The organism is Synechococcus sp. A15-127 (assembly GCF_014280215.1).
In the GTDB taxonomy this organism is placed as follows: Bacteria; Cyanobacteriota; Cyanobacteriia; order PCC-6307; family Cyanobiaceae; genus Parasynechococcus.
Map to the genome: position 1 here is coordinate 1436770 of NZ_CP047948.1, position 23901 is coordinate 1460670.

At 55.5% G+C, this 23901-nt stretch carries 20 protein-coding genes; 10 read left to right on the top strand and 10 right to left on the bottom strand.

The window, feature by feature from the left end:
* Positions 1-7: 7 nt before the first annotated feature.
* The 3 genes from glnA to SynA15127_RS07505 all read left to right on the top strand — a co-directional run bounded on the left by glnA (position 8) and on the right by SynA15127_RS07505 (position 3025).
* The gene (gene glnA, locus SynA15127_RS07495) at positions 8-1429 is read left to right on the top strand and encodes a type I glutamate--ammonia ligase (protein ID WP_186483536.1); all 1422 of its coding nucleotides are present in this window, start codon (positions 8-10) and stop codon (positions 1427-1429) included.
* Between the two features lie 140 nt (positions 1430-1569).
* Positions 1570-2643, top strand: a complete 1074-nt coding sequence (locus SynA15127_RS07500) for a class I SAM-dependent methyltransferase (protein ID WP_186483537.1) — start codon at positions 1570-1572, stop codon at positions 2641-2643.
* Positions 2644-2716: 73 nt separating this feature from the next.
* A complete protein-coding gene (locus SynA15127_RS07505; RefSeq protein WP_043691334.1) occupies positions 2717-3025 on the top strand; it encodes a hypothetical protein in 309 nt (102 codons plus the stop codon).
* A gap of 21 nt (positions 3026-3046) precedes the next feature.
* Here the strand turns inward: SynA15127_RS07505 and SynA15127_RS07510 are convergent, their stop codons facing one another.
* On the bottom strand, positions 3047-3340 hold the full coding sequence (locus SynA15127_RS07510) for a hypothetical protein (RefSeq protein ID WP_255475432.1): 294 nt from the start codon (positions 3338-3340) through the stop codon (positions 3047-3049).
* Between the two features lie 32 nt (positions 3341-3372).
* Here SynA15127_RS07510 and SynA15127_RS07515 point away from each other — a divergent pair, with 32 nt between their 5' ends.
* Entirely contained in the window at positions 3373-3621 is a 249-nt protein-coding gene (locus SynA15127_RS07515; RefSeq protein ID WP_186483538.1) for a DUF6439 family protein, read from the top strand.
* Here the strand turns inward: SynA15127_RS07515 and SynA15127_RS07520 are convergent.
* Positions 3581-3952 carry an ATP-binding protein gene (locus SynA15127_RS07520; RefSeq protein ID WP_186485635.1) on the bottom strand — a complete coding sequence of 124 codons (372 nt, stop codon included), beginning with the start codon at positions 3950-3952 and terminating at the stop codon, positions 3581-3583. The genes SynA15127_RS07515 and SynA15127_RS07520 overlap by 41 nt on opposite strands.
* A 182-nt stretch (positions 3953-4134) precedes the next feature.
* Entirely contained in the window at positions 4135-4851 is a 717-nt protein-coding gene (locus SynA15127_RS07525; RefSeq protein WP_186485636.1) for a GUN4 domain-containing protein, read from the bottom strand.
* A 40-nt stretch (positions 4852-4891) separates the two neighbouring features.
* On the opposite strand from SynA15127_RS07525, the gene mnmH reads away from it, so the two are divergent.
* The 6 genes from mnmH (at position 4892) to SynA15127_RS07555 (ending at position 17936) form a co-directional block, all read left to right on the top strand.
* Positions 4892-5935, top strand: a complete 1044-nt coding sequence (gene mnmH, locus SynA15127_RS07530) for a tRNA 2-selenouridine(34) synthase MnmH (protein ID WP_186483539.1) — start codon at positions 4892-4894, stop codon at positions 5933-5935.
* A gap of 25 nt (positions 5936-5960) precedes the next feature.
* Positions 5961-6356, top strand: a complete 396-nt coding sequence (gene psb28, locus SynA15127_RS07535; protein WP_186483540.1) for a photosystem II reaction center protein Psb28 — start codon at positions 5961-5963, stop codon at positions 6354-6356.
* Positions 6353-7429 carry an AI-2E family transporter gene (locus SynA15127_RS07540; protein WP_186483541.1) on the top strand — a complete coding sequence of 359 codons (1077 nt, stop codon included), beginning with the start codon at positions 6353-6355 and terminating at the stop codon, positions 7427-7429. The genes psb28 and SynA15127_RS07540 overlap by 4 nt, the downstream gene beginning before the upstream one ends.
* Positions 7426-8427 carry an AI-2E family transporter gene (locus SynA15127_RS07545; protein WP_186483542.1) on the top strand — a complete coding sequence of 334 codons (1002 nt, stop codon included), beginning with the start codon at positions 7426-7428 and terminating at the stop codon, positions 8425-8427. The genes SynA15127_RS07540 and SynA15127_RS07545 overlap by 4 nt, the downstream gene beginning before the upstream one ends.
* Positions 8428-8475: 48 nt before the next feature.
* Positions 8476-8685 carry a hypothetical protein gene (locus SynA15127_RS07550; RefSeq protein ID WP_186483543.1) on the top strand — a complete coding sequence of 70 codons (210 nt, stop codon included), beginning with the start codon at positions 8476-8478 and terminating at the stop codon, positions 8683-8685.
* 71 nt (positions 8686-8756) lie between these two features.
* Positions 8757-17936 (top strand): clostripain-related cysteine peptidase, encoded by a 9180-nt coding sequence (locus SynA15127_RS07555; protein WP_186483544.1) that lies wholly within the window; start codon positions 8757-8759, stop codon positions 17934-17936.
* Positions 17937-17939: 3 nt separating this feature from the next.
* Here the strand turns inward: SynA15127_RS07555 and SynA15127_RS07560 are convergent, their stop codons facing one another.
* The 7 genes from SynA15127_RS07560 to rsmA all read right to left on the bottom strand — a co-directional run bounded on the left by SynA15127_RS07560 (position 17940) and on the right by rsmA (position 23884).
* Positions 17940-18143: a hypothetical protein gene (locus tag SynA15127_RS07560; RefSeq protein ID WP_186483545.1), complete on the bottom strand. Its 204-nt coding sequence runs from the start codon at positions 18141-18143 to the stop codon at positions 17940-17942.
* A 4-nt stretch (positions 18144-18147) separates the two neighbouring features.
* Positions 18148-19137, bottom strand: coding sequence for a protein translocase subunit SecF (gene secF / locus SynA15127_RS07565; protein WP_186483546.1), 990 nt, complete (start codon positions 19135-19137; stop codon positions 18148-18150).
* A gap of 3 nt (positions 19138-19140) precedes the next feature.
* The gene (gene secD, locus SynA15127_RS07570) at positions 19141-20622 is read right to left on the bottom strand and encodes a protein translocase subunit SecD (RefSeq protein ID WP_186483547.1); all 1482 of its coding nucleotides are present in this window, start codon (positions 20620-20622) and stop codon (positions 19141-19143) included.
* 3 nt (positions 20623-20625) lie between these two features.
* Positions 20626-21609, bottom strand: coding sequence for a pyruvate dehydrogenase complex E1 component subunit beta (locus SynA15127_RS07575; RefSeq protein WP_186483548.1), 984 nt, complete (start codon positions 21607-21609; stop codon positions 20626-20628).
* Between the two features lie 184 nt (positions 21610-21793).
* Positions 21794-22120: a DUF3082 domain-containing protein gene (locus tag SynA15127_RS07580; protein ID WP_186483549.1), complete on the bottom strand. Its 327-nt coding sequence runs from the start codon at positions 22118-22120 to the stop codon at positions 21794-21796.
* The gene (ispE, locus tag SynA15127_RS07585; RefSeq protein WP_186483550.1) at positions 22117-23046 is read right to left on the bottom strand and encodes a 4-(cytidine 5'-diphospho)-2-C-methyl-D-erythritol kinase; all 930 of its coding nucleotides are present in this window, start codon (positions 23044-23046) and stop codon (positions 22117-22119) included. Before ispE ends, SynA15127_RS07580 begins: the two co-directional genes overlap by 4 nt.
* A 13-nt stretch (positions 23047-23059) precedes the next feature.
* Entirely contained in the window at positions 23060-23884 is an 825-nt protein-coding gene (rsmA, locus tag SynA15127_RS07590) for a 16S rRNA (adenine(1518)-N(6)/adenine(1519)-N(6))-dimethyltransferase RsmA (protein ID WP_186485637.1), read from the bottom strand.
* Positions 23885-23901 lie beyond the last annotated feature (17 nt).

Genomic DNA, 23901 nt, shown 5'->3' on the forward strand with positions numbered 1-23901 from the left:
TCTTTCCATGGCAAAAACTTCACAGGATGTCCTCCGTCAGATCAAAGACGAGGGCATTGAACTGATCGACCTCAAGTTCACTGACCTCCACGGCAAGTGGCAGCACCTCACGGTCTGCACCGATCTACTGGAGGAGGAGTCCTTCACCGAGGGCCTTGCCTTTGACGGTTCATCAATCCGCGGCTGGAAAGGCATCCAGGCCTCCGACATGGCCATGGTGCCCGACGCCAACACCGCCTGGGTGGACCCGTTCTACCGGCACAAAACCCTGAGCATGATCTGCTCGATTCAGGAGCCACGCACCGGTCTGCCCTACGAGCGCTGCCCTCGCGCCCTGGCCCAGCGGGCTCTCGATTACCTGAGCTCAACCGGCCTTGCTGACATGGCCTTCTTCGGTCCTGAGCCTGAGTTCTTCCTCTTTGACGACGTCCGCTACAACTCGTCCTCCGGTGGCGCCTTCTACAGCGTTGACACGATCGAGGCGGGCTGGAACACCGGTCGCCTCGAGGAAGGCGGCAACCTCGCCTACAAAATCCAGGAGAAGGAGGGGTACTTCCCCGTCGCTCCGAACGACACAGCCCAGGACATCCGTTCGGAGATGCTTCTGCTCATGGGCCAGCTCGGGATTCCCATCGAGAAGCACCACCATGAAGTGGCCGGCGCTGGCCAGCACGAGCTGGGCATGAAATTCGCTGAGCTGATCCAGGCGGCCGACAACGTCATGACGTACAAGTACGTCGTCCGCAATGTCGCGAAGAAGTACGGCAAGACGGCCACGTTCATGCCGAAACCTGTCTTCAACGACAACGGAACCGGAATGCACGTGCACCAGAGCCTCTGGAAGGGCGGCCAGCCCCTGTTCTTCGGAGAAGGCACCTACGCCAACCTCTCCCAGACGGCTCGCTGGTATATCGGTGGAATCCTGAAGCACGCTCCGGCATTCCTCGCCTTCACGAACCCCACCACCAACAGTTACAAGCGACTGGTGCCCGGATTTGAAGCTCCTGTGAACCTGGTGTACTCCGAAGGGAACCGGTCCGCCGCCGTCCGCATCCCTCTCACAGGCCCAAGCCCCAAGGCCAAGCGTCTGGAATTCCGCTCGGGTGATGCCCTGGCCAATCCTTATCTGGCCTTCAGCGCCATGATGATGGCCGGCATCGACGGCATCAAGAATCAGATCGATCCCGGTGACGGCTTCGACAAGGATCTGTTCGAACTGCCTGCCGAGGAACTCGCCAGCATCTCCACGGTTCCGCCATCTCTCAATGGCGCCCTCGAAGCTCTGGATGCCGATAGGGGATTCCTGACCGAGGGAGGCGTCTTCTCTGATGACTTCATCCAGAACTGGATTGACATCAAATACGAGGAGGTTCAGCAACTCCGGCAGCGTCCTCACCCCCACGAGTTCGCGATGTACTACGACGCCTGATCCAGGGATCCGGTCGGTGTGTTCAGGGGCCCGTCTTCTCAGGAGACGGGCCTTTTTGATGACCGTCAGGTTCCGTCTGATGAGCAGAGTCCCCATTTCAGTAATGGATTCGCTGGAATGGTCGTCTTCAACGCACTCCGATGGCGACCACGCCCTTCAGCAAGCTCGCTTACCAGACCCTGCAGCAGGGGAAAGGTCTGGCCGGTCTGGTTCACAAAGACCTCAGCACGCGGCTGATGTCGCTTGTGGCTCCGGAAGCCGTCCCCAGCACGGAATCGGTTCCGCCCGAGATGCTGAACACTCTCCGAGCTGCCATGGCGAAGCTTGAGGAACGGGACTGGGCTGACGCTGAGCAGGGTGTGTATCCGCAGGAACTGCTCTTCGATGCGCCCTGGCTGGAGTGGGCCAGAACGTATCCGATGGTCTGGCTCGATCTGCCCTCAACCTGGTCCCGCCGCAAGCAGCGCAATGTGAGAGACCTGCCGGAAGGAACCGACCCCAGCCTCTATCCCGACTATTACCTCCAGAATTTCCACCACCAGACGGATGGGTATCTGAGCGATCACTCGGCAGGCCTCTACGACCTCCAGGTTGAGATTCTGTTCAACGGCACCGCCGATGCCATGCGTCGCCGCGTTCTGGCACCTCTCAAACGCGGGCTCCGCCACTTCTCCGACCGATCGCCGGCCTCGCTGAGGATTCTTGATGTGGCGACCGGCACCGGTCGAACCCTGCATCAGATCCGCGGAGCCTTTGCCCACGCGGAACTGATTGGAATCGATCTCTCGGAGGCCTACCTCAGGCAGGCGAATCGCTGGCTGAACGGTGGGACGTCACCACTGGTGGAGCTGCTGCGGGCGAATGGAGAGCGTCTCCCTCTGGCTGATGACGGCCTGCAGGCCGTGACCTGTGTGTTTCTGCTCCATGAGCTCCCGGGGGAAGCGCGCCAGAACGTGCTGAACGAAGCCTGGCGGGTGCTGGAGCCCGGCGGAACCTTCGTTCTCGCGGATTCGGTCCAGATCAACGACTCGCCCGAGTTCGGCGTCGCGATGGAGAACTTCAGAAGGGTCTTTCACGAGCCCTACTACCGCGACTACATCAGTGATGACATCCCCGCACGCCTGGCCAGCGCGGGATTCGAGGCCATCAAAGGCGAATCCCATTTCATGACGAGGGTGTGGACCGCGCGGAAACCTGTGGTTTCAGCACTCTGAACGGGTTCGCTGACAGCCCACCTTGCAGATCCGTTCAGGATCCATAGGGTGTGTTCGACCGTTGGGATGATCCATGACCAATCCTTTCCGGTTGCGTTGGCTTCAGGGATGGATCTTCCAGGTCGTTCTGATGGAAGGCCATGTTCAGGTGGAAGCCCACGGTTTTGGCATCTGCCTGCGAACCGCTGTGCTCCCCGGGGAAAGTCCTCAGAGCGCAGCTGATCGTCTGGTGCTTGCTGAGGACCGCCGTCGCCGTGCCCTCCACAGTGCCTGGCTTCGGGGTAATGATCTGCCCAGACCTTCGGAACGTCCCTTTCCGCCCCTCAGGGAAGCTCAGTCAGAGCGACCCGTCTCCCTCGTGGTTGTTCAGCAGAATTCCTAGAAGGTGGGCTGAGGGTTCTCCTCAGCCTCCCCTCAGCCACCAGGCGACCACGAATCCTGCTCCCCCCCAACGCAGGGCCCGCCAGAACCTTGCACCTCTCTGCCTCGGCAGCGTCCAACCTTCTGCTGGGCTTTCCAGAAGTTTCTGAGCCAGGTTCTGACGCTGCTTCCAGCGACGCTGGGAACTCCCTCTCCCGCTCTGCAGGCTGACAGCCTGACGCCGCCCCTGAAGCATCAACAGGGAGGCGGTGTGAAGCCAGCGGAGCTGCCGACGGTCAGCACGGTGCTGATGCATCAACCACTGCACTGTTTCCATGAAACTAGACCGATCTCATCTCCTCCAGCTCGATGCCGCCCGCTGAATGGCCTAATGGAACCCGCAAGCTGACCCAGGAGCTGCATGATCTGATGAAGATCAGCGATCGGGACTGGCATCGTCTGAAAACCAGTTCCGACCGTCGAGCCGCTGAACTGCTCATGGCGGCACTGGCTCAGCTGACCGCCAATGGCCGTCGCGAGGATGTGGCCAGTCTCACCGAACAGGCTCTCGGCTGGATCAGAGGTGAGCTGAAGGATCCTGGGTGCCCCCATCGCTGACGGGCCTGCGGCAGGCGAGCTGCAGACGGTTGCCCCGTTGGCTCCAGCGGACATCGTCGAAGCACTGATGAATCAGGAAAAGACCTCGACCGCTGGCGGCATCAAGCTGATCAGGTAGAGAGGGCTGACGCGCCCCCCTCGGCATCCCCTGACCTTCATCCTGGATCTGCCAGATCAACCAGTTGGGCGTGAGGATGCGACGCACCCTGAGCCGCTTGGCGGGGTTTTCCGAGTTGCCGTGACGAACGGCATTGACCAGTGCCTCGTGCAGACCAAGTTCAATGCGCTGGCATGTCACCAGGCATCCGACCGGTTCGATCAGAAGCTCCATCAGCGGTGCCAGCTGAAGCGTGGAGGGCAGAACGAAATCGGCCCACCGGAACGACGGAATCGACGCGATCGGATCGCTCGACGGAGGAACGAGGGACAAGGACCGCTGAGGTGGCACGATCCGGATCACTGCTGGGCTTTTTCGAACCTAACGGTTCTTTGCGGTCTGCACAGATCGATTGGTTACCGCCGTTGCTGCAGAGCTGGGTGATTCAGCAAGGCATCCATCAGACGGACACCACGCAATTGATTGACCAGGGGCATGTGCCCTTCCGGCGCCTCCAGACTCCAGGTGAAGGCCCCGGGATAGCGGGTCCAGACACCATCAAGTTTCCAGCCGATACGAGGCCAGAGAAGGTCATAACGCCCACCCAGTGCCTGAAGAAGCCGTGCCTGGGTCGTGAAACCGAATCGTCCCTGGGAATACGCGGTCCAGAGACGGTCGATCACGGTCAGGTCAACCCCCGGCATTGCCGGCACCTCGCTGAAGTACACGTAACCCCGCCTCTCAGCGTCCGGACCTGCCAACTGCCTGAGTGCGGCACTCGTGAAGCGGTCGGCTGCCTGGAAATCCTCCTGCAGCAGATCCTGCTGCAGGCCGCGGTAGTCGATGCCGACCGCTGATTCAACCTTGAACCATCCATCTGGGCAGCTGCCGAGCAATGCGCTGACCCGTTCGGGGCGTTGGCGATGCAGCAGCTGCAGGATCCAGCCGGCCGCCCAGTCATCACCAGTAGGGTCAAATGGCTCCAGCAAGCCATCTCCTAGGGCCTCAAGATCACCGATCCGAGCCACGACGGTCTTGATCAGACTGCGGCGCTGACGTGGGTTGCCGGTCGCGAACCGCTCGAGCAGTTGGTCGGGACTGAGGCTGGTGGCGGGTGAGGAACCAGAAAGCATGGATTGCAACCGGCCCTGACTGGCGCGGCGTTGGCCCACTATGTCAGGCATGGGAATCGCCCGTTCCGTCACCGTCGAGGAACTGCGGGAGCAGAGCGGTCCGCTGATCGATGTGCGCAGTCCATCGGAATTCGTCCGCGGGCATTGGCCTGAGGCTCGGAACCTTCCTCTCTTCGAGGATGACGAGCGCGCTGCTGTCGGGACGGCTTACAAGCAAGAGGGGCGCCGCCGGGCGGTGCAGCTCGGGCTTGAGATCACCGGCCCGAAGCTGGCCGATCTCGCCGCCAGGCTGGACTCTCTCGCCGGGGGAGTCCCCCCGAGGATCTACTGCTGGCGAGGAGGCATGCGATCAGCCAGCATCGCCTGGCTGGCGGAACAGATCGACCTCAAACCGCTGCTTCTGAAGGGTGGCTACAAGCAGTACAGGCACTGGGTGCTGGAGCAGTTCAGCAGACCCTGGCCCCTGCGCCTGCTCGGAGGCCGCACCGGGACGGGCAAGACTGATTTGCTGCTGGCTCTGGAACAGCGGGGCGTGGCCATGGTCGATCTCGAGGGACTGGCCCATCACCGGGGCAGCAGCTTCGGAGGGCTGGGATTGCCGCAGCAGCCGTCCACAGAGCACTACGAGAACAAACTGGCCGAGTGTCTCGACCGGCATCGGCGGTCGCAGGCCCGAAGCATCTGGCTGGAAGCCGAGAGTGTGCAGGTTGGACGCTGCCGGATTCCTGCAGGTCTGTTCCAGCAGATGCAACAGGCCCCGGTGCTGGAGATTCAGCGAACACTTGAGGAACGGGTCAACCAGTTGGTGGGGGTCTACGGATCACAGGGGAAGGAAGCCCTGAGCGAGGCCACGCAACGCATCAGCCGGCGGCTGGGACCGCAGCGCACGGCCATGGCTCTGAAGGCGATTGCGGCTGAGGACTGGGGAACCGCCTGTCGAGCCACCCTCGATTACTACGACCGCTGCTACGACCACGAGCTGGAACGGACACCACAACGCCAGAGCATCGACATCAGCGGTCTGTCACCCTCGGCGGCAGCAGATCACCTGATCCAGCTCAGTTGCATGGAGAGATCCGACTAAGATCCGCCCTCAGATCAGTGGGCCAATGAGCGAAGCATCCGGGGCGGCAGCCATCCAATTTTTCAGGGGAGTCAACGAACCTGTGGTTCCAGATATCCGCCTGACCCGCAGTCGTGATGGACGCACCGGTCAAGCAACGTTCCGTTTCGAGCAGCCGGCTGCGATTGCGCCGGAGACGATGGGTGACATCACGGGGATGTGGATGATTGATGAAGAAGGAGAGATGGTCACCAGGGAAATCAACGGCAAGTTCGTGAACGGCAAAGCGAGTGCCCTTGAAGCTGTGTACTCATGGAAATCCGAGGAGGATTTCGAACGCTTCATGCGCTTTGCCCAGCGCTATGCCGCTGCTAACGGACTGGGATATGCCCAGAACCAGAACGACGACGACACGAACCAGGATTCCGACTCGAACGCGTGAACCTGGCGCGATGGCTGTCCCTGGCGGCCCTGATCGCTGCCGGTGTACTGATCTGGAGCCTTCGTCACGTGCTTGTGCTGATGTTCACAGGCATTGTTCTGGCGATGGCTCTGTGCACGTTGGTCGGCCAGCTTCAGGCCCTGCGACCGATGCCGCGGACCATCGCCCTGCTCTCCTGCATCGGAGGGGTGATCGGCGGGTTGGCCATCGCATCGGCCGTCGTCGTTCCACCCTTCGTGAAGGAATTCGCGGTTCTGCTGGAACAACTTCCGGAGGCCGCACGGATCCTGATCAGCAGCACCCTGAGTTCTCTTGATCGCGTCAGTGATGCGATTTACGGCGTTGACACGCTGCCTGATCTGCAGGAGCTGGGACGTTCGGAACTGCGGCTGATCCCCGATGGTTCGTCTCTCCTGTCAGGGGTGGGCACAGGCCTGGTGAGCCTTGTCGGTGTTGCCGGCAATCTCGGCAATGGACTGCTCCGGGTGCTGTTCGTGCTCGCCATCGGGCTGATGATCAGCATCCAACCCCAGGCCTACCGCGACGTCAGCATTCAGCTGGTTCCATCCTTTTACAGACGACGCGCACGTCGCATCCTGACCCTTTGCGGGGAGGCTCTCAGCAGCTGGATGGTCGGTGTGCTGATCAGCTCGCTCGCTGTGGCGATGCTCTGCGGCATCGCTCTCTCCCTGCTCGGTGTGAAGCTGGTTCTGGCCAACGCCCTGCTGGCGGGATTGCTCAACGTCATCCCCAATGTGGGGCCGACGATCAGCACCGTGTTTCCGATGGCTGTGGCCATTCTTGACGCCCCCTGGAAAGCCGTGGCCGTGCTCGGGGCCTATGTGCTGATCCAGAACCTGGAGAGCTATCTGATCACCCCCTCGGTGATGCATCACCAGGTGAAACTTCTGCCGGGATTGACCCTGATGGCGCAGTTCATCTTCACACTGCTCTTCGGTCCTCTCGGACTGCTGATGGCCCTGCCGCTGGCCGTGGTGATCCAGGTGCTGGTCCGTGAAATCCTCATTCACGACGTTCTGGATCACTGGAAGCGCACAAGACTTCAGACATGAACTCACGTTCGCTGCTGATTGCGCTGACATCGATCGGCCTTGCCCTGATGGCCTGGCACCTCCGTTGGGTTTTGCTGGTTCTGTTCGGGGCCGTTGTGGTCGCTGTCGCCCTTGATGTGCTGATCACGCAGCTGATGACACGCACGCGACTCAACCGTCCGCAGGCTCTCAGCATCGTGTTGGTGCTGCTGCTGCTGGCCGCCGTGATCGTGGCCCAGCTGCTGCTGCCGGAGCTGATCACTCAGATCCAGCAACTGGGTCGGGATCTGCCGGAGCTCCTCAGCAAACTGAACACCATCCTCGCGACCAATCCACGCTTTGTGGAACTGGACAAGGCGATCGGCGGTGACGTCAGCCTCGACCAGCTTCAACCGCTTGGATCACGGCTGCTGGGCATGGCAGGCAATGCCGCCAACAGCGTGGTGCAGCTCGGGCTGATGACGCTCCTTGCCGTGCTCCTCGCCCTCGACCCGGCATCACACCGCCAGATGGTCGTTGCGGTGACTCCCCGCCCGGCCCGGGTTCAGATGGTTCAACTGCTCGATGCATGCCGGACCGCACTGGGGGGATGGCTGAGCGGCATGACCATCTCCGCCACAACAGTCTTCCTGTTGAGCTGGGCAGGACTGAGCCTGCTCAAGGCACCACTGGCACTGCTGAGCGCCCTGGTCTGCGGTCTGCTCACGTTCGTCCCCACCATCGGACCCACCACAGCCACACTGCTGCCGGCAGGACTGGCGCTGCTGCAGTCACCGGAGCTGATGATCTCGGTGCTGGTGTTCCGTCTTGTCCTGCAGAACCTGGAAGCATTCGTCCTCACGCCGTTACTGCTTCGTCAGACCGTCAACCTGCTCCCCACGGTTGCACTGACAGCGCAGCTCAGCCTTGGTGCCCTGCTCGGACTTCCCGGCGTGCTCCTGGCTCTGCCGCTGGTGGTCGTGATGCAAGTGGGCATGCAGCGCGTGGTGGTGCAGCAGGTGATGGATCAGTGGCCATGAGGACCATCGCTGACATACGGTGGATTCCAGTCAACGGCGTCAGCGAGCGTGGATGTCATTTTCAACTTCTCCCGCTACGACGATCTGAAACAGGCCGTTATTCAGCTTGTAAGGGATAATATCGACCCCGATTCCCTCTACGAAGAAGCTCAGGATCTGTTCGAATCCTGGTGGGAATCGAATCAATCAGCTGGGCTCTGGAATGAGGACGTCAAGCGCAGAACGTGGGACTCACTCTGGCAGGAATTTGGAACCTGACATTAAAAACAAGATGATGCCGTTCTAAGCACTGGAAGCTACGGTATTAACAACTCAATTCCGGGCTGTTAATGGCTGCGCCCAAATCAGTCAGCCGCGATCTGAGCGGCAGAACAATAGAAGACCATGTATTTCGTACAGCCAACGATTTGGCATGGACGATCGATCAGCAAGATCATATTGATCGATGGGTTGCAAACTGCCAGTGTTGCAGCTGCGAGATTACAAGGCAATTAACCAGCATCGTATCCGACCTAGAGGCCAAATCATGGGTGGAGAACACGACATCTGCACCGACTGCACCAAGCATTCGAACGCTTGTTTATCCAACTGCGCCTAGTTCACCATTTGGCTTTCAAAGCATTGCAAGAGAGGACGACTTTTCAGACAACACTGAGACAACGGGAATCGCTCAAGTCAACGATAGTGTCACCGGGGAACTCGAAGAGGGTGGCGATATCGACTGGTTCTCCATCACATTGCAAGCAGATCAAGAATATCTCATAGAACTACATGGCGAACCTACAGGCAATGGGACACTCCGCGACACGGTGCTCAGTGGCATACTCACATCCAACGGAAGTTTAATCGCAAACACGCAAGATGATGATTCAGGTACAGGAACAAACAGCCTGCTGTATTTCGAGCCAGAAACCACAGCAACTTATTTCATCCCCGTCAAGGCTTACAGCACAAATGACATTGGCACCTATGAAGTAAAAGTCACTGAGGCACCAACTACTATTATTTCACCCGAGGACGATTACGTCGATAGCATCACCACGACAGCCGAAGTCAACGTGGGAGGTGAACTGTCAGGCGAAATCGAACAACAAGGAGATTCCGACTGGATCAAAGTCAACCTCAACTCAAACAGTATCTATCAGATCGACCTGGCGACAGCAGACCAGTCAGACCTTCCTCTGAACGATCCATATCTAAGTGGTATTCACGATAAGAATGGGCGCTATCTACGAGGCACGAGCAATAATGATCGAACAGAAGACTCTAAAGATAGTCAGCTGATCTACAAGCCTAGCTACACGGGCGACCATTTCATCGAAGTGATGTCGTCATCCACTGTAGAAACAGGTTTCTACAATCTGGCCTTGACCCGCATCACGAATGTCGATGAAAGCAAGATTGTCGCAGGAGGCACACCGAAGCCATTCATTGCAGATGACTATCGAGCAAGCACGGAAACAACCGGCGCACTCAACATCGGCGTCACGACGACTGGGGCTATTGAAACCCGGGGGGACCAGGATTGGTTCAAAATAGTTCTCGAGGCGAATAAAAGCTATCAAGTTTCAATCTATGGTCATGCCGATGGAAATAATGACATCCTCGCAACAACACTGCACGGGATTTATGACGATGCAGGACAACTCATCGCCAACACATCATTTTACAAATTTGATGCGGAAGGACGGGCTGTCCCTGGCGCTACCAACTCGAGACGTAACAGCCTACAAGCCAACACCCTGAACTTCACTCCAGAAAGATCCGGAGAATACTATGTACCAGCCCAGGCAACACTTAGCGAAGATGTTGGGACCTATTCTATCTATCTTAGTGAAAGAGATTCTTCCCTCGAAGGAAGCGAAATCCTGATCACAAATGGAGATTGGATTCCCTACAGCTTACTGCGGGCCTGGTATCTCTACAGCGACGATGGAGTTATCTATGTATCGATCGACGAATCAATGGATGAGACATATAAGCAATGGTGGATGGATGTACTTGCTTACACCGACCAACTGATTGAGCCCGAATTTTCAATCGTTCCCAAAGATCATTACAAGTCTCAACTCTACATTTGGCAGAACCCTGAAACGGAAACATCGGTTGGGGCAGCCGGGACGTTTTACAGTCGTGGATTTTATGGCGACTATTGGGGATCAGAACGTCATGCTGTTATTGAAATGGCTGAAAGCGCCTTCGGTTTTAAATATATGTTTGCGAATTCAAGAGAAGGCGGCTTCAAACATGTTGCCTTCCACGAGCTTGGGCATGCTCTGGGTCTGGAACATCCACATGAGGGTCGTGACAATGATATTGATGAAGAGATCGATATCAATGGAACAGTCATGTCTTATATCGGCGCAATGAGTAGTGATGGCGATCCTGGATTCACGCTTCTAGACCAACAGGCATTGAAGGAAATACATTACGGCGAAACAGGCCATCGATCGACACCGGTTGCAGAGACAACACTCCTACTGGATAACATCAATCTAGAGGACGTACAAGACGTCTTTCTTCAGCCAACTCTCAACATGACCTGGGAAGGTGGAAACACCGTAAAAGAACCAGAGAACGGCACAATCGTCAAAACACTCGTTATTGAGAGACGTGATGGTATTTTAGAAGAACAAACCCTTCACTTAGAGTGGGATTTCGGCCCCAGTGTGTATTGGCAGTGGAGTCTAGAAAACTACGACTCTTCATACCACGATGTGTTATTGGATAGTCCTTTCGAATTCACATTTTCAAAAGATCAAGCTGAGATTCGTGTTGACATTCTTATTGTCGGTTCAGCAAGCTATGACTCTCCAGAAGAGTGGATTACCGTTGCACCATGGTATCCAGAATATTCCTTTTCCGCTTACCCAACAACTCCTGTTCGTCTCACAATCATCGATAGCAGCGTCGAAGATACAGAGACACCGCAGGATGAATCGATCATTACAGCGTCAGAAGACCACAGATCAGTTCGGGAAGGGGAAACATCAACGGACATTCTGGTTTTATCCAATGATTCGGATTCTGACGGAGATACACTTCTTGTTGATTCGGTGAATGGAATTAACTATTCAGACTTGAATATATCGGAGAGCACACTATATACTGCAGACGACGGTTATAGAGAAGTTGAAGGAACAAACGGCAAGTTATTCATAACACAACAAGGATCAGCTTTTTACAAGCACAATGGGTCAGACACAACAGAAGATCAGTTTGAGTACAGAGCCTCTGATGACAGTGGCAATCTATCCACCACAACAGATATTAAAATCGAAATTTTAGCCGTTGATGATTCTACAGTCACATCCGTAGCTGATAACATAATTCTGACGAGCGGCACAGCATCAAGTGCCATCAATTTACTTGCTAACGACCATGATAATGACGGCGATTCGCTGAGGATTCACTCCATTGACGGAACAGTGTTCAGTTACCTGCAGAGATCGGACGACAGTGAATTGAGCAGCGCTGCTGGTTATAAACAAGTGACAGGCACACATGGGACTTTATACATCAAACCAGATGGTACAGTGATTTATAAGTATGATGGGATAAATTCAGCTTCAGAGCAATTCCTCTACAGAGCGACGGACGACAATGGAAACGCTTCTGATCTGACAACGATCACAATTACAGCCTCCGATAATTCAACCATTTCACTCCAAGCAGACTCGATCCAGGTTTATGAGGGCAACCTATCTGAACGCATTAACCTGCTTGACAATGACAGTGACTCAGACCTAGACGAGCTCGCATTGATCTCCATCAACGGCGAAAGATTTAATACACTGACAAATTCCTCACACAGCATCTATACAGCCGTGGGTGGCTACAAACAAATCACTGGCAATTACGGTGTTCTGTATGTCAAGCGTGACGGCACTGCTTATTATAAACATGAGGATGAAGATCACGTATCTGACCAGAACATTCAGGACATTTTTCAATACAACGCAGAAGATAATGCCGGAAATCAATCTGATAGCTCGAGTACACTGACTGTATCCATTCAAGCATTGAATACCACGACCATCAGTTCTGATGATGACCCACTCATCATCCAAAACTCACTAGGTGATATCCAGGATTTTGATCAGAACTTCACCATTACAGGATCAGTGAAAACGAGTGAATCTGATTATTTTCTAATTTCAAATCCTGGACCTGATCAGCATATCATTACGTTGACAGGGCTATCTGAAAATGAAGACCTAGACCTCTATCTTTATCAAAGGAACGGATCCACAAGTGAGCCTACGCTGAACAACCTGACTGAGATTGACGGTTCGTTCAGCGTCACCGCAGACGAAGCGATCACACTCCCATCCTCCCAATCGACAGACCTTATTCTAGAAGTGTATGGGTTTGATGCGATTACCGGGAACTATGAGCTCTCATTCCAGAAAGCAAATTCAGATCAAGCTACGGCATCGCGTCAACTTCAGGTGATCAATCCAGAGGACCTAGAGCAAAACATTTATTTAAGTCATCCTGGCAGGATCGAAACGTATCAAAGACATGATTTCTTACTCGCAAGTACTGTTGGTCAAACATGGTGGTTTGAACTGGAGGGTCTTGAAGCGAACAGTGACCTGGATTTGTACTTGTACCAATATTCTGGCGAGTTGTTGGACGATGTGATCAATGATAGCAAACTTACCGAGATAAATTCCTCCACATCATGCACTTCTAGAGAGTCATTGTCAATCGAAAACGATAGCAATGGCATCTATGTTCTTTCTGTTGTTGGCTATCAGGATCACTCAGGAGCATATGAACTGTCAATGACAGGGATAAGTGATGACAGTGAAGATAATAACAGTAACCAGACCACTGTTCTTGCCAACAATGTTATCGATCTTGGAGAGTCACAATCAGGCAGCGTTAGTGGCGAACTCTTTGATGATGAGAGTCATCAATACAAGTTCAACCTTGCGAACAACTCAGAACCATCGTCAGGCATCATCACGTTGGCAGCTGAGCGCAACGACAGCGACCTTGATCTGATGCTCTATCGAGACACACAGAGTGGTCTCACCTACATCAGCAGCTCCGAAGGTGAAGATTCAAACGAAGAGATTCTGTTTGAAAATTTAGACGGTGGTGACTACGTCATTGAGGTTTTTCGATTTGATGAGCGACAAACAGAGTATTCAATATCTTTGACACTGCAAGGTGATGTCAGCAATCAAACAGCAGATCGATTTGATGATAACGTATCCAATAACAGACCAGATCAAGCGACACAGCTTGGTCTGTTAACAGAGGTCACTGAAATTTCAGATTTGTCGATTCACGATGAAACTGATCAGGATTTCTTTCAGTTCTTGCTCAATGAGTCACCATTAGCATCCTCGTTCATAAGTATCGAAATGGACAATAACAGTGGCGACTTGGATTTGGAACTTCAAGATGCCACTGGGAATATCATTGAACGGTCTGAAAGCGCTGACCAAGTCGAGCGTATTCCCATTGGCGGATTGGAAGAAGGAGAATACTTTTTAAGAGTTTATGGCTTTGACGGCGAGTCTGGTAGTTATGATTTGAGCCTCAATACTGCATCAGTACTATCGACACAACGTGATCGATTTGAATTTAACGATAGTCTTGATGATGCACATGAGTTTGGCACACTTCAAAGCAGAGGTGTTATTCAAGACCTTAGCACTCATTACCTTGGTGACGTTGACTATTACTCTTTTCAATTAGCAGATGATGCCTCCCCTCTCCATTGGTTAAAACTGAAAGACGAACGTGCTAATGATGGACAAACCTCATCAGGAGAATTCAATCTCAGCCTCCTAGATCAATCAGGTAACCCCATCAGCGATCAATCAACATTTTATGGATTTGATGCCCATCTGAGCTTGGAGGGGATCGAGGCTGGCCAATACCACTTGATGATTAGTCAAGGATCAGAGGCTACCCCAGGTCAATACAGTCTTGCTTACGAGGTTCCCGAGCTGACGACTTATCATCATAAGGAAGATCGATTCGAATCAAACAACACAACATCAACGGCGACCGTTCTGAATGATATTTCTTCCATCGACACTCTTGATGATCTGACATTGACCAACCAGAGTGATGTGGACTGGTATCAGTTCACGTTGGTGGGTGATCCAGCTGAATCAAGTTTTATTCAAATCAACAACGAATTGGTTGATGATCGGCGGCTGATCGAGCTTTACGATTCAACCGGCACAACTCTGATTGATTCCACCCTTCCCAGCTCACAGGATGGGAAGCTTATGATTGGTAATCTGATCGGCGGTGATTATTTGCTCAAAATCACAGGTGATGCGGGTTCGTATCGTCTCACTTTTGACATCGAATGCGAAAATACGTCAACTCAATCAGTGTTGAGTGCGGATTCATATGAATCCAACGAAACAATCAACGACGCAACTGAGTTGCGGACAGTCAATAGTCAACTAGCCATCGAGCAACTCACAATTCACACAACAGATGATCTGGATTACTTTAAATTCGCAATCGCTCAACAGGGAGGGGAAGGACATCAAGCCAGAATTGATTTTCGACATGAACTCAGTGATCTTGATCTGGCTCTCTATAATTCAGCAGGCGACCTTATCAGCGAGTCGACCAGTGTTGACGACTATGAGTCCGTGAGCCTGGATGATCTAGATGAAGGTGACTATTACCTCCATGTGTATGGTTATGAGGGAAACACAGGTACCTACTCACTCAGGATCACCGCACCCTCATCTTCAATTGCTGCCGACCAATTTGAAAGCAACAATGAACATTCAGCGGCTTCCACACTCGGTCAATTAACTGGAAGAACAAAACTCTCGGATTTATCCCTGCACAATAATACTGATGTTGACTTCTACTCTTTCTCAATCACAGATGACTCCACCAGCTCTCATTCTGTCTCAACAATTGGAGGAGGAGACGTTCATCTAACCTTGAGGGATAGCAATGGAACATTCATACGCTCAACCGAGAATCGCTCATTATCTCTCCATGGACTGACAGAGGGTGCTGATTATATTCTTGAAGTCAAAAGTGCGATCGGTCAGACAGGCAACTACTCGCTCGATTTTGTCCTGCCACAAGTGGGGAATACAAATACAGATGGCAATGGTATTACTTTGAATGACTGGACAGTCATGATCTATATCACGGCTGATGATCTGGACCAATACGCATTTGAAGATATTAATGAAATCGAGGCGGCTGTCGCCGCTTCAAATCACGACAGTTCCATTGCAGTGCTTTGGGATCAAAGCGCGAATGGATCTGTAGCACCTTATGAAACACCTGTGATTCAAGCTGATGGCACAATCAGCCCTGAAACTTGGACAACTGCCGGCCGAGCATTTATCAGTCCTGACTTAGATCAACAAACTGTCAATAGTAATTTTGTTGTTGATGCGAATGAAGTGAACACCGGTGATTCAACTAATCTCTACAACTTTATTCGATGGGCTGCAGAAGAATCACCTTCTGAAAACTATGCTCTTGTGATGTGGAACCATGGCGGCGGTGTATCCGGATCAAACTTTGACTATTCCGACACCAATCAACCTTCCGATCACATCGAGAACCTTGAGCTCGTTCATGCCCTGAAAGAAGCCCAAAAAGATGCGATTAATATTGATATTGTTGCCTTTGATGCCTGCTTGATGGGCATGACAGAAATTGCATATGAAATCAAAGACTATACTGATTATTTTATTAGTTCCCAGGAAATCATCTGGGGGCCCGGCTATGATTACACCACAGCATTTTTGCCCTTTCAGGAAAATCTTAGTTCTGTTACTGCGGAACAGCTCTCCCAGGCAATGGTTGAAAGTTTTGGGAATCAATACGCTGGTAGTTATGCCAACACTCTGTCAGCAATTAACACCAGTGGCATGGATCGACTCGCTGAGACCATAAAATCGTTTACAGATTCTGTTCTAACTCATGCGTCGACTAACTCACAGATCAGTTCCATTCAAAATGATATCTACAGCAGCACATCATATGAGTATCAAGAATGTGTGGATCTCGGTGACCTGCTGAGCAGAATTTCTAGAAATGAGTCATTGCCAAGTCAGATCCGGGTATCAGCAACTACTGCTCAAGCTGAACTGGACAAAGTGATTTTTGCAAAGACCTCAGATGTTCGCCAAAGCTCTGGATTATCTATCTATGTGCCAGGATTTGGCAACAACTTAGATCTTCACAACTACGAGCAAAATTTTGGAACGTTTATCAGTTCTACAGGTTGGGTGGACTTGCTCAAAGGTTTGGCACTCAATCGAACAAGTCAGTCATCTCAGTTTCAAAATTTAAGTATTGAACCAACTCGATCTGGACGGAGTTGGAGCATCAACAACACCATCCTTCAACGCCCATTTGATCTTGGTGTCATTTCCGGCGACAACAATATTCTCCCAGAGAATCGGCTGACAATACAGTCACTAGAGCAATTTTTCAAATTCGAGCTCGCATCATCTGGATCAGAAAATCATCAGATCATGGTGCAGACTCCATCAAGTGAACCCATCCATCTTTCTCTGTACAGCAGTACGGATCAGTCCACGATCATTGGCGAATCCCAAGAAGGATCTATTTCACTCGATGGGGTTTCTCAAGGTTCATACATCCTGAAAATTTCGAGTCCAGTTGAGATCGACTCCTACACGACAAAAATCGATGCTCCCACCATTCAGGGTACAAGTGAAGCGACAAACACCGAACTTTCGAAACCGCGTGATCTCGGGGAAGTCAATGCTTCAACTCTTGCCATGGGTGATGTGATGTCAAGCAATGAAACAAGATATTATCAATTCACAACTCCACGGCTTTCAACACCTCAACCATACAAGCTTGATTTCGGGATTGGTGGACACAAAACTCTGAAAACGCTCCTACGTCGTAGTAGTGACAATGTAATCGTCAGCAGCTCCCAAGGTCAAAGTGAAAGCTCTTTGTATTTCAATGTCGCAGGCTCTGCTGAATCATACATCCTTGAAGTTACAACTCTGGAAAATTCTCCATCTCTACTTGATTCTGCAGCACTAGCAACTGAAGAAGAAATCAGCAATGAGGGATCTTCCTTCAACATGATGTTCGATTCAATTCAGGACGACGAAGGCTCTCTGGCCCTTCGTGGAGATGCTAACAATAGTGGACAATTTGAAGTTTCAGATGCCATTACTGTTCTGCGCCATATCGTTGGTTTGGAGTCAGGTTTATCCGCTTTCCCTGAGCAGGATCCGGTGACAATGCTGGACGTGAATGGTGACAGCTCTGTCGGGGTGACTGATGCCATCTCAATTCTCCGAAGCATCGTTGGATTAACCAGTGACGAACCATCCATGCTTCTGGTCCCACCATCCAGTGATTCGATCTCCGGTGAAGCGTTGCAGATGGATCAATCTTCCGTTTTCAGAGTCTCCAGCGTTGTTCCTGAAACCTACGGGGTTGATGATCCGCTCTTCAATCCAGTCGACCCGACGGAGACAGGTCTACCAAATGTCATCTGAAAATTATCGATAGCGACGCCAAAGAGAAGGGAATGCCACAAGCACGACAACAGCCAGCATGTGATGCCGCAGGGCGTAATTCAATCCGGTGAAGGTGAACTGATCGGCAAGAAGGATGATTTCAGTTTTCAGATCCCAAAGCGACAGAACCAGCAACAGCAAGGGAAACCACTTGTAGGTGCGAACGCCCACAGGGGTCGACGGCATCCCTCTACGCACGGGAGGAGCGGTCCCAGAGCGTGAGAAGAGACGGAGCCAGGGCAATGCTCGACCAGCTGCCGACCACCACACCCACGGCCAGAGCCGTGGCGAACCACACCAGCGTTGACCCTCCGAAGAAGATCAAGGCAAGCAACGGCATCAGGGTGGTGCCGCTGGTGTAAAGCGTGCGAGTCAGGGTTGCCGACACAGCCTGATCAACCTGCTGGGAGAGGCTGAGCTCCTCCATCTCGCGACGCCGTTCTCGGATGCGATCGAACACCACCACCGTGTCGTTGACCGAATATCCGGCGATCGTCAGCAACGACACCGCGAACAGACTGTCCACCTCCAGCTGCAGAAGCAGACCGAGCCAGGCGAACAGGCCGCAGACGATGGTGACATCGTGAGCCAGCGCCACCAGCGCCAGCAGGGCGTATCGACGGTCGTAGCGAAAGGAGATGTAAACAGCGATGCCACTGAAGGCCACCAGCAGCGAAATGAGGCTGCTGCGCAACAGCTGACCGCCCAGGCTCGGGCCGATCGTGTCGACGGCCTGCCCTCCTTCGATCAAGGGACCGGCGAGCGGCTCCACGCCACGAATCACCACCTGCCCCTGACCGGCCGTCAGGGTTGGAAGTCGAAGCGACAGCGACTGACCACCGTCCAGCAGTTGCACACGGGGAGCACTGAGATTGGGTGGAGTCGTGTCTGGCTCTTCAGGAAGCTCGAGCGAACGGATCAGCTCCTGAACCTCAACCGTCTTCAGTTCGCTGCAGGACGATCCGCAGTTCCGCTCAAGCTGAATCTGTGTTCCTCCCGTGAAGTCGAGTCCGGGACGCAGAGGGAAGCCAACGGCAGGATCCAGCCAGCAGAGCACCAGTCCGGTCACGCTCACAAGAACGACGGCGGCGGACACCAGCCAGATGCGGCGGCGCATGCTGCTCAGGGACCAGCGCAGCTGATGCAGTGAGGCAGAGAGCTCAGGAGATGAAGCGACCATCGTTCAGGCAGACGGGGGGGAGAGCTGCCGCAGCGGCAGGAAGTTGCTGGGAGTGCGCAGGCCGGGATACCCCATCAGGAAACGCAGCAGCGTTCGCGTGCAGGTCAGGGCGGTGAACAGGCTCAGCAGCACCCCGATGCCGAGGGTGGCGGCGAATCCCTTGACCAGTCCTGTGCCCAGGAAGAACAGGGCCGCACAGCTGATCAAGGTGGTGAGGTGTCCATCAACAATCGAGGAGAACGCCTGAGCGAAGCCCGTCTCAATCGAACGGATCAACGTGTTGCCCTGCCGCAGTTCATCCTTGATGCGCTCGAAGATCAGCACATTGGCGTCCACCGCCATGCCGATGCTGAGGATGAACCCTGCGATTCCAGGAAGTGTCAGCGTGACAGGCAGCAGCGTGTAGATGGCGAGGTTGAACAGGGCGTAGAGGCTGAGAGCCGCGACGGCCACCCCTCCCGGCAGTCGATAGACAAACACCATGAACACCGCCACCAGGGCGAGGCCGGATAGAGCGGCCACCAGGCTGCGACGGATGTTCTCAGCCCCAAGGGTCGGACCGATCGTGCGCACCTCGATCACCTCGACCGGCAGAGGCAGCGAGCCACCTCGCAATTTCACCTCCAGCTCCCGTGCCGTCTCGGCGCTGAAGTTGCCGCTGATGGTGGCGGCACCTCCGGAAATGCCGGCTGTCTTGAACTGGGGGCCAACGGTGGCGGCGCTGATCAGCTGATCATCCAGAACGATCGACAGCAACTGGTCGGTGCCGGCGATCGACTTGGTCAGCTCGGCGAAGGCCTCGGCACCTTCACCATTGAAATTGAGGGTCACCTCCCAGCTGTTCGGATTGTTCTGCAACGGCTGACGACCTGCGGAGACCAGCTGTTTGCCCGTGAGGGCTGCCGGCTCGAGGAGCTTCAGGATCTCGGCATCCACCTTGACCAGAAGTGCCCTGAGCTGGTCCTCTTCGCTGCCGATGTCGCCATCCAGGCCAAGAACCGACTGTGCTTCGCCGAGCCGCTCAAGATCCAGCGGGTCGGTCTCCTCCCCGCGACGGATCTGCTCTTCCCTCAGGTTGAGAATCGCTTCGGCCTGGCTGCTCAGCTGACGCAGAGCCCGGAAGTCCGCCTCGGTTCCAGGCTTCTGAGCTCTGAACTCCAGCAGAGCCGTGTCGCCGAGGATCCTGGCCGCTGCCGTCGGATCCTGCTCACCGGGCAGCTGAAGCACAAGCTGGTTTTCTCCGACGGTCTGGAGGGTCGATTCCGCCACGCCCAGACCGTTGACGCGGCGGTCGAGCACGACCTTCACCGCCTCCATCTGCTCGGCACCCACCCGCTTGATGTCACCGGCAGGCTGCACCTCCACGGTGATCTGGCTGCCACCGCGGAGATCCAGCCCCAGCTGGAGGGGGGTGGTGAACAGCAACGCCGCAGCCGAGATGGCCAGCGCGAGGACAAGGGCGAACCAGCCCTGCTGACGAGCCATCGATCAGATCCCCTGACGCACGATCTGCTCAGCCGCCTCGACGATCTGATGCGGCTGGATAATCGTCAGATTCTCCAGCGAGCCGTTGTAGGGCGTGGGGATGTCCTGGCTGGACAGCCGCACCGGGCGGGCATCCAGGTCGTCGAAACACTGCTCGGTGATCAGAGCGATCAGTTCGGCTCCGATGCCGCCTGTCTTCATGCATTCCTCCACCACGATCACGCGGTGGGTCTTGCGGATGGAGCGCGCGATCGTCTCCATGTCGAAGGGCTTGAGGCTGATCAGATCGATCAGTTCCACACTGATGCCATCCGCCTCCAGTTGCTCCACGGCCTTGAGGCAGTGGTGGCGCATGCGCGAGTAGGTGAGGATCGTGACGTCGCGTCCTTCCTGCACCAGATCTGCCTGGTCCAGCGCACAGGTGTACTCACCCTCCGGCAGCTCTTCGGTGAGGTTGTAGAGCAGGACATGCTCGAAGAACAGCACCGGGTTGTTGTCGCGGATGGCGGCCTTCATCAGACCCTTGGCATTGGTGGGCGTGCTGCAGGCCACGATCTTGATGCCCGGCACCGCATGGAAGTACGCCTCCAGACGCTGGCTGTGCTCCGCCCCCAGCTGACGGCCCACACCACCGGGACCGCGCACCACGGTGGGGATGGTGAAGTTGCCGCCGCTCGTGTAGCGGAGCATCCCCATGTTGTTCGAGATCTGATTGAACGCCAGGAGCAGGAACCCCATGTTCATGCCCTCAACGATCGGCCTGAGACCGGTCATCGCTGCACCGACCGCCATGCCGGTGAAAGCGTTCTCCGCGATCGGGGTATCCAGAACCCTCAGTTCGCCGTACTTCTCGCAGAGATCCTTGGTGACCTTGTAGCTGCCGCCGTAGTGACCGACGTCCTCTCCCATGACACAAACATGAGGATCGCGGGCCATCTCCTCGTCGATGGCTTCCCGCAGGGCGTTGAAGAGAAGGGTTCCTGCCACGGCGTCGCTGCAATCCCGGCCTTCCCGGGGTGAGCGGCCAAGCTATCTCAGCCGCTGCGGACTCAACCGCCGGCGGCGAAGGTGAACAGCAGCAGCACCGACAGCAGCATCGCCGGCGAGAGCAGCAGAGCCAGCTGTCCCAGATCGTGGGGGGTCATGCACGTCGTCCGAGCTCAGCCAGACGCTAGGCAGGGTCTGAGTCCTGACCCGTGAAGAGACTGCGAAGAAACACCAGGGTCAGCCCGAAGGCAACGAATCCGGTGCTGAACGTGGCCAGGAAGGACAGACCAACCAGCAGCGTCTTGAGCGTGACGGCGATGTTCTGGGCGATCGGGGAGCTGTAGTGCGGCGGATGCATCGCGAAGTAGACGACCATGCGCCGGCTGAACCCCAGGGCCAGCCAGGCGAGCAGTCCAGCCGTCACGGCCCCGGAGAAGAAACTGAGGGGCCCCTTTCGGGTTCTGGTCTCAGCGGATTCGCTGGCCGGAAGTTTGGTGTCGTCGGAACTCATGCTTCGATCCTCGCCCCCCCGGAGCGCAGGGAACAGCACCAGGCCCGCAGCCCTTCGGACTCCAGATCCTTCCGGAGCCTTTCATATCCCTGCCGGGAGCTGGTGAGATCGGGGAACAGGGCAAAACAGCTGGGACCGGAGCCGCTCATGGCGACAGAAAGACTGTCGGGAAGGGAGCGCAGCAGCTGAAGCGCGGTCTGCACCGCTGGCGTCTCGGGCTCCACCACAGACTGGAGATCGTTCCGCAGAGGCGGGGGCTGCGCAGCACGGATCGGCCGGATCCAGCCGGCCTGTCGCAGGGCCCGGCGTCTCTGCTCGAAGGCGGGCTCGCCGACCAGATAGTCGCCGCCATGCCGTTGCCGGCAACGTCCATAGGCCCACGGGGTGGAGACACTCACCCGTGGATCCTTCACCAGCAGAACCGCCAGCGGTTCGCTCCCGTCCGACAGAGGCTCCAGCAGCTCTCCACGTCCGAAACAAAGCTGACTGCCCCCCTGAACGCAGAAAGGCATGTCGGACCCGAGCTCAGCCGCCAGCCGTTCCAGATCGGCGCAGCTGTGCCCCAGTCCCCAGAGCGCGTTCAGCCCCACGAGCGTCGCGGCACCATCACTGGAGCCTCCGGCCAGTCCGGCACCGATGGGGATGCACTTCTCGAGTGTGATGGCGGCACCGAGCTCCTGGAAGCCGGAACGCTCCCGCAGCAGACGAGCGGCCCGCAGCACCAGATTGTCCTCGCCGATGCTGAGTGCGGGGTCATCACAGCTGAGGCTGAGGCGCCCATCGGCGGTGTTGCTGAACGTGAGGCGATCGGCGAGGTCGATGCTCTGCATCACCATCGCCAACTCGTGGAAGCCGTCCGCACGCAGGCCGAGCACCTCGAGATGCAGATTCACCTTGGCCGGAGCCGTCACCGTGATCGTGCTCATGCCGAGGCGCTGATCATTCGCTCCGATTCAAGCCCTTCGCCAGTGCCACCCAGGCCTGAGGGGCCACCTCCTGGGGCCGTTGCTGCAGGGTGATCCCGGCGGCTGCGGCCAGTGCCTCCAGCTCGGACGGTTCCGCAAGCGAGGCCAGGGTGTTGCGGAGCATCTTGCGGCGACTCTGGAAGGCCTGCCTGAGCAGCCCCTCCACCCGCCGTGCCAGCCCAGGTTCCAGCCGTTGATGCGCAGGAATCGGATCAAGGGCGATCACTTCCGACTGAACCTTGGGAGGTGGCTGAAAGCAACGGGGTGGGACCGGACAGACGCTGCGACATCGGGCGAGCAACTGCATGCGCACACTCAGGGCGCTGAAGCTGCTGTGTCCGGGCCGCGCCCGGATCCTCTGGGCGACCTCCTGCTGCACCAGCAGCACCAGGCGTTGATAGGGCGGGTCGACCGGTTGATCAAGCCGTCCGATCAATCGGTCCAGCAAAGGGCCAGTGATGTTGTACGGAATATTCGCAACCACCTTCCCTGCGGGACAGGCATCCGGAAGCAGCAGAGGCACCTCCAGCACATCCCCCTGGGTCAGGGAGAAACGCGGTTGATTCTCGAAACGCTGCTGCAGGCCGGCCACCAGATCCCGGTCCAGCTCCACGGCATGCACCGCAGCAGCGGACGACGCCAGCAGACGATCCGTGAGGGCACCGCGTCCGGGTCCCACCTCGAGCACGCGATCCTGCGGCTGCAGGTCCGCCGCCTCCAGGATGCGATCAAGCACCGCCGCATCGCGCAGCCAGTGCTGCCCAAAGCGTTTTCGAGCGGTGTGGCCATGGAAGCTCATGGATTCACTGTGCACCA

Excerpts from the sequence above, each read along its gene's own strand:
- glnA (WP_186483536.1), top strand. The coding sequence starts at position 8 with ATGGCAAAAACTTCACAGGATGTCCTCCGTCAGATCAAAGACGAGGGC.
- SynA15127_RS07500 (WP_186483537.1), top strand. The coding sequence starts at position 1,570 with ATGGCGACCACGCCCTTCAGCAAGCTCGCTTACCAGACCCTGCAGCAG.
- SynA15127_RS07505 (WP_043691334.1), top strand. The coding sequence starts at position 2,717 with ATGACCAATCCTTTCCGGTTGCGTTGGCTTCAGGGATGGATCTTCCAG.
- SynA15127_RS07510 (WP_255475432.1), bottom strand. The coding sequence starts at position 3,340 with ATGGAAACAGTGCAGTGGTTGATGCATCAGCACCGTGCTGACCGTCGG.
- SynA15127_RS07515 (WP_186483538.1), top strand. The coding sequence starts at position 3,373 with ATGCCGCCCGCTGAATGGCCTAATGGAACCCGCAAGCTGACCCAGGAG.
- SynA15127_RS07520 (WP_186485635.1), bottom strand. The coding sequence starts at position 3,952 with ATGGAGCTTCTGATCGAACCGGTCGGATGCCTGGTGACATGCCAGCGC.
- SynA15127_RS07525 (WP_186485636.1), bottom strand. The coding sequence starts at position 4,851 with ATGCTTTCTGGTTCCTCACCCGCCACCAGCCTCAGTCCCGACCAACTG.
- mnmH (WP_186483539.1), top strand. The coding sequence starts at position 4,892 with ATGTCAGGCATGGGAATCGCCCGTTCCGTCACCGTCGAGGAACTGCGG.
- psb28 (WP_186483540.1), top strand. The coding sequence starts at position 5,961 with ATGAGCGAAGCATCCGGGGCGGCAGCCATCCAATTTTTCAGGGGAGTC.
- SynA15127_RS07545 (WP_186483542.1), top strand. The coding sequence starts at position 7,426 with ATGAACTCACGTTCGCTGCTGATTGCGCTGACATCGATCGGCCTTGCC.
- SynA15127_RS07555 (WP_186483544.1), top strand. The coding sequence starts at position 8,757 with ATGGCTGCGCCCAAATCAGTCAGCCGCGATCTGAGCGGCAGAACAATA.
- SynA15127_RS07560 (WP_186483545.1), bottom strand. The coding sequence starts at position 18,143 with ATGCCGTCGACCCCTGTGGGCGTTCGCACCTACAAGTGGTTTCCCTTG.
- secF (WP_186483546.1), bottom strand. The coding sequence starts at position 19,137 with ATGGTCGCTTCATCTCCTGAGCTCTCTGCCTCACTGCATCAGCTGCGC.
- secD (WP_186483547.1), bottom strand. The coding sequence starts at position 20,622 with ATGGCTCGTCAGCAGGGCTGGTTCGCCCTTGTCCTCGCGCTGGCCATC.
- SynA15127_RS07580 (WP_186483549.1), bottom strand. The coding sequence starts at position 22,120 with ATGAGTTCCGACGACACCAAACTTCCGGCCAGCGAATCCGCTGAGACC.
- ispE (WP_186483550.1), bottom strand. The coding sequence starts at position 23,046 with ATGAGCACGATCACGGTGACGGCTCCGGCCAAGGTGAATCTGCATCTC.
- rsmA (WP_186485637.1), bottom strand. The coding sequence starts at position 23,884 with ATGAGCTTCCATGGCCACACCGCTCGAAAACGCTTTGGGCAGCACTGG.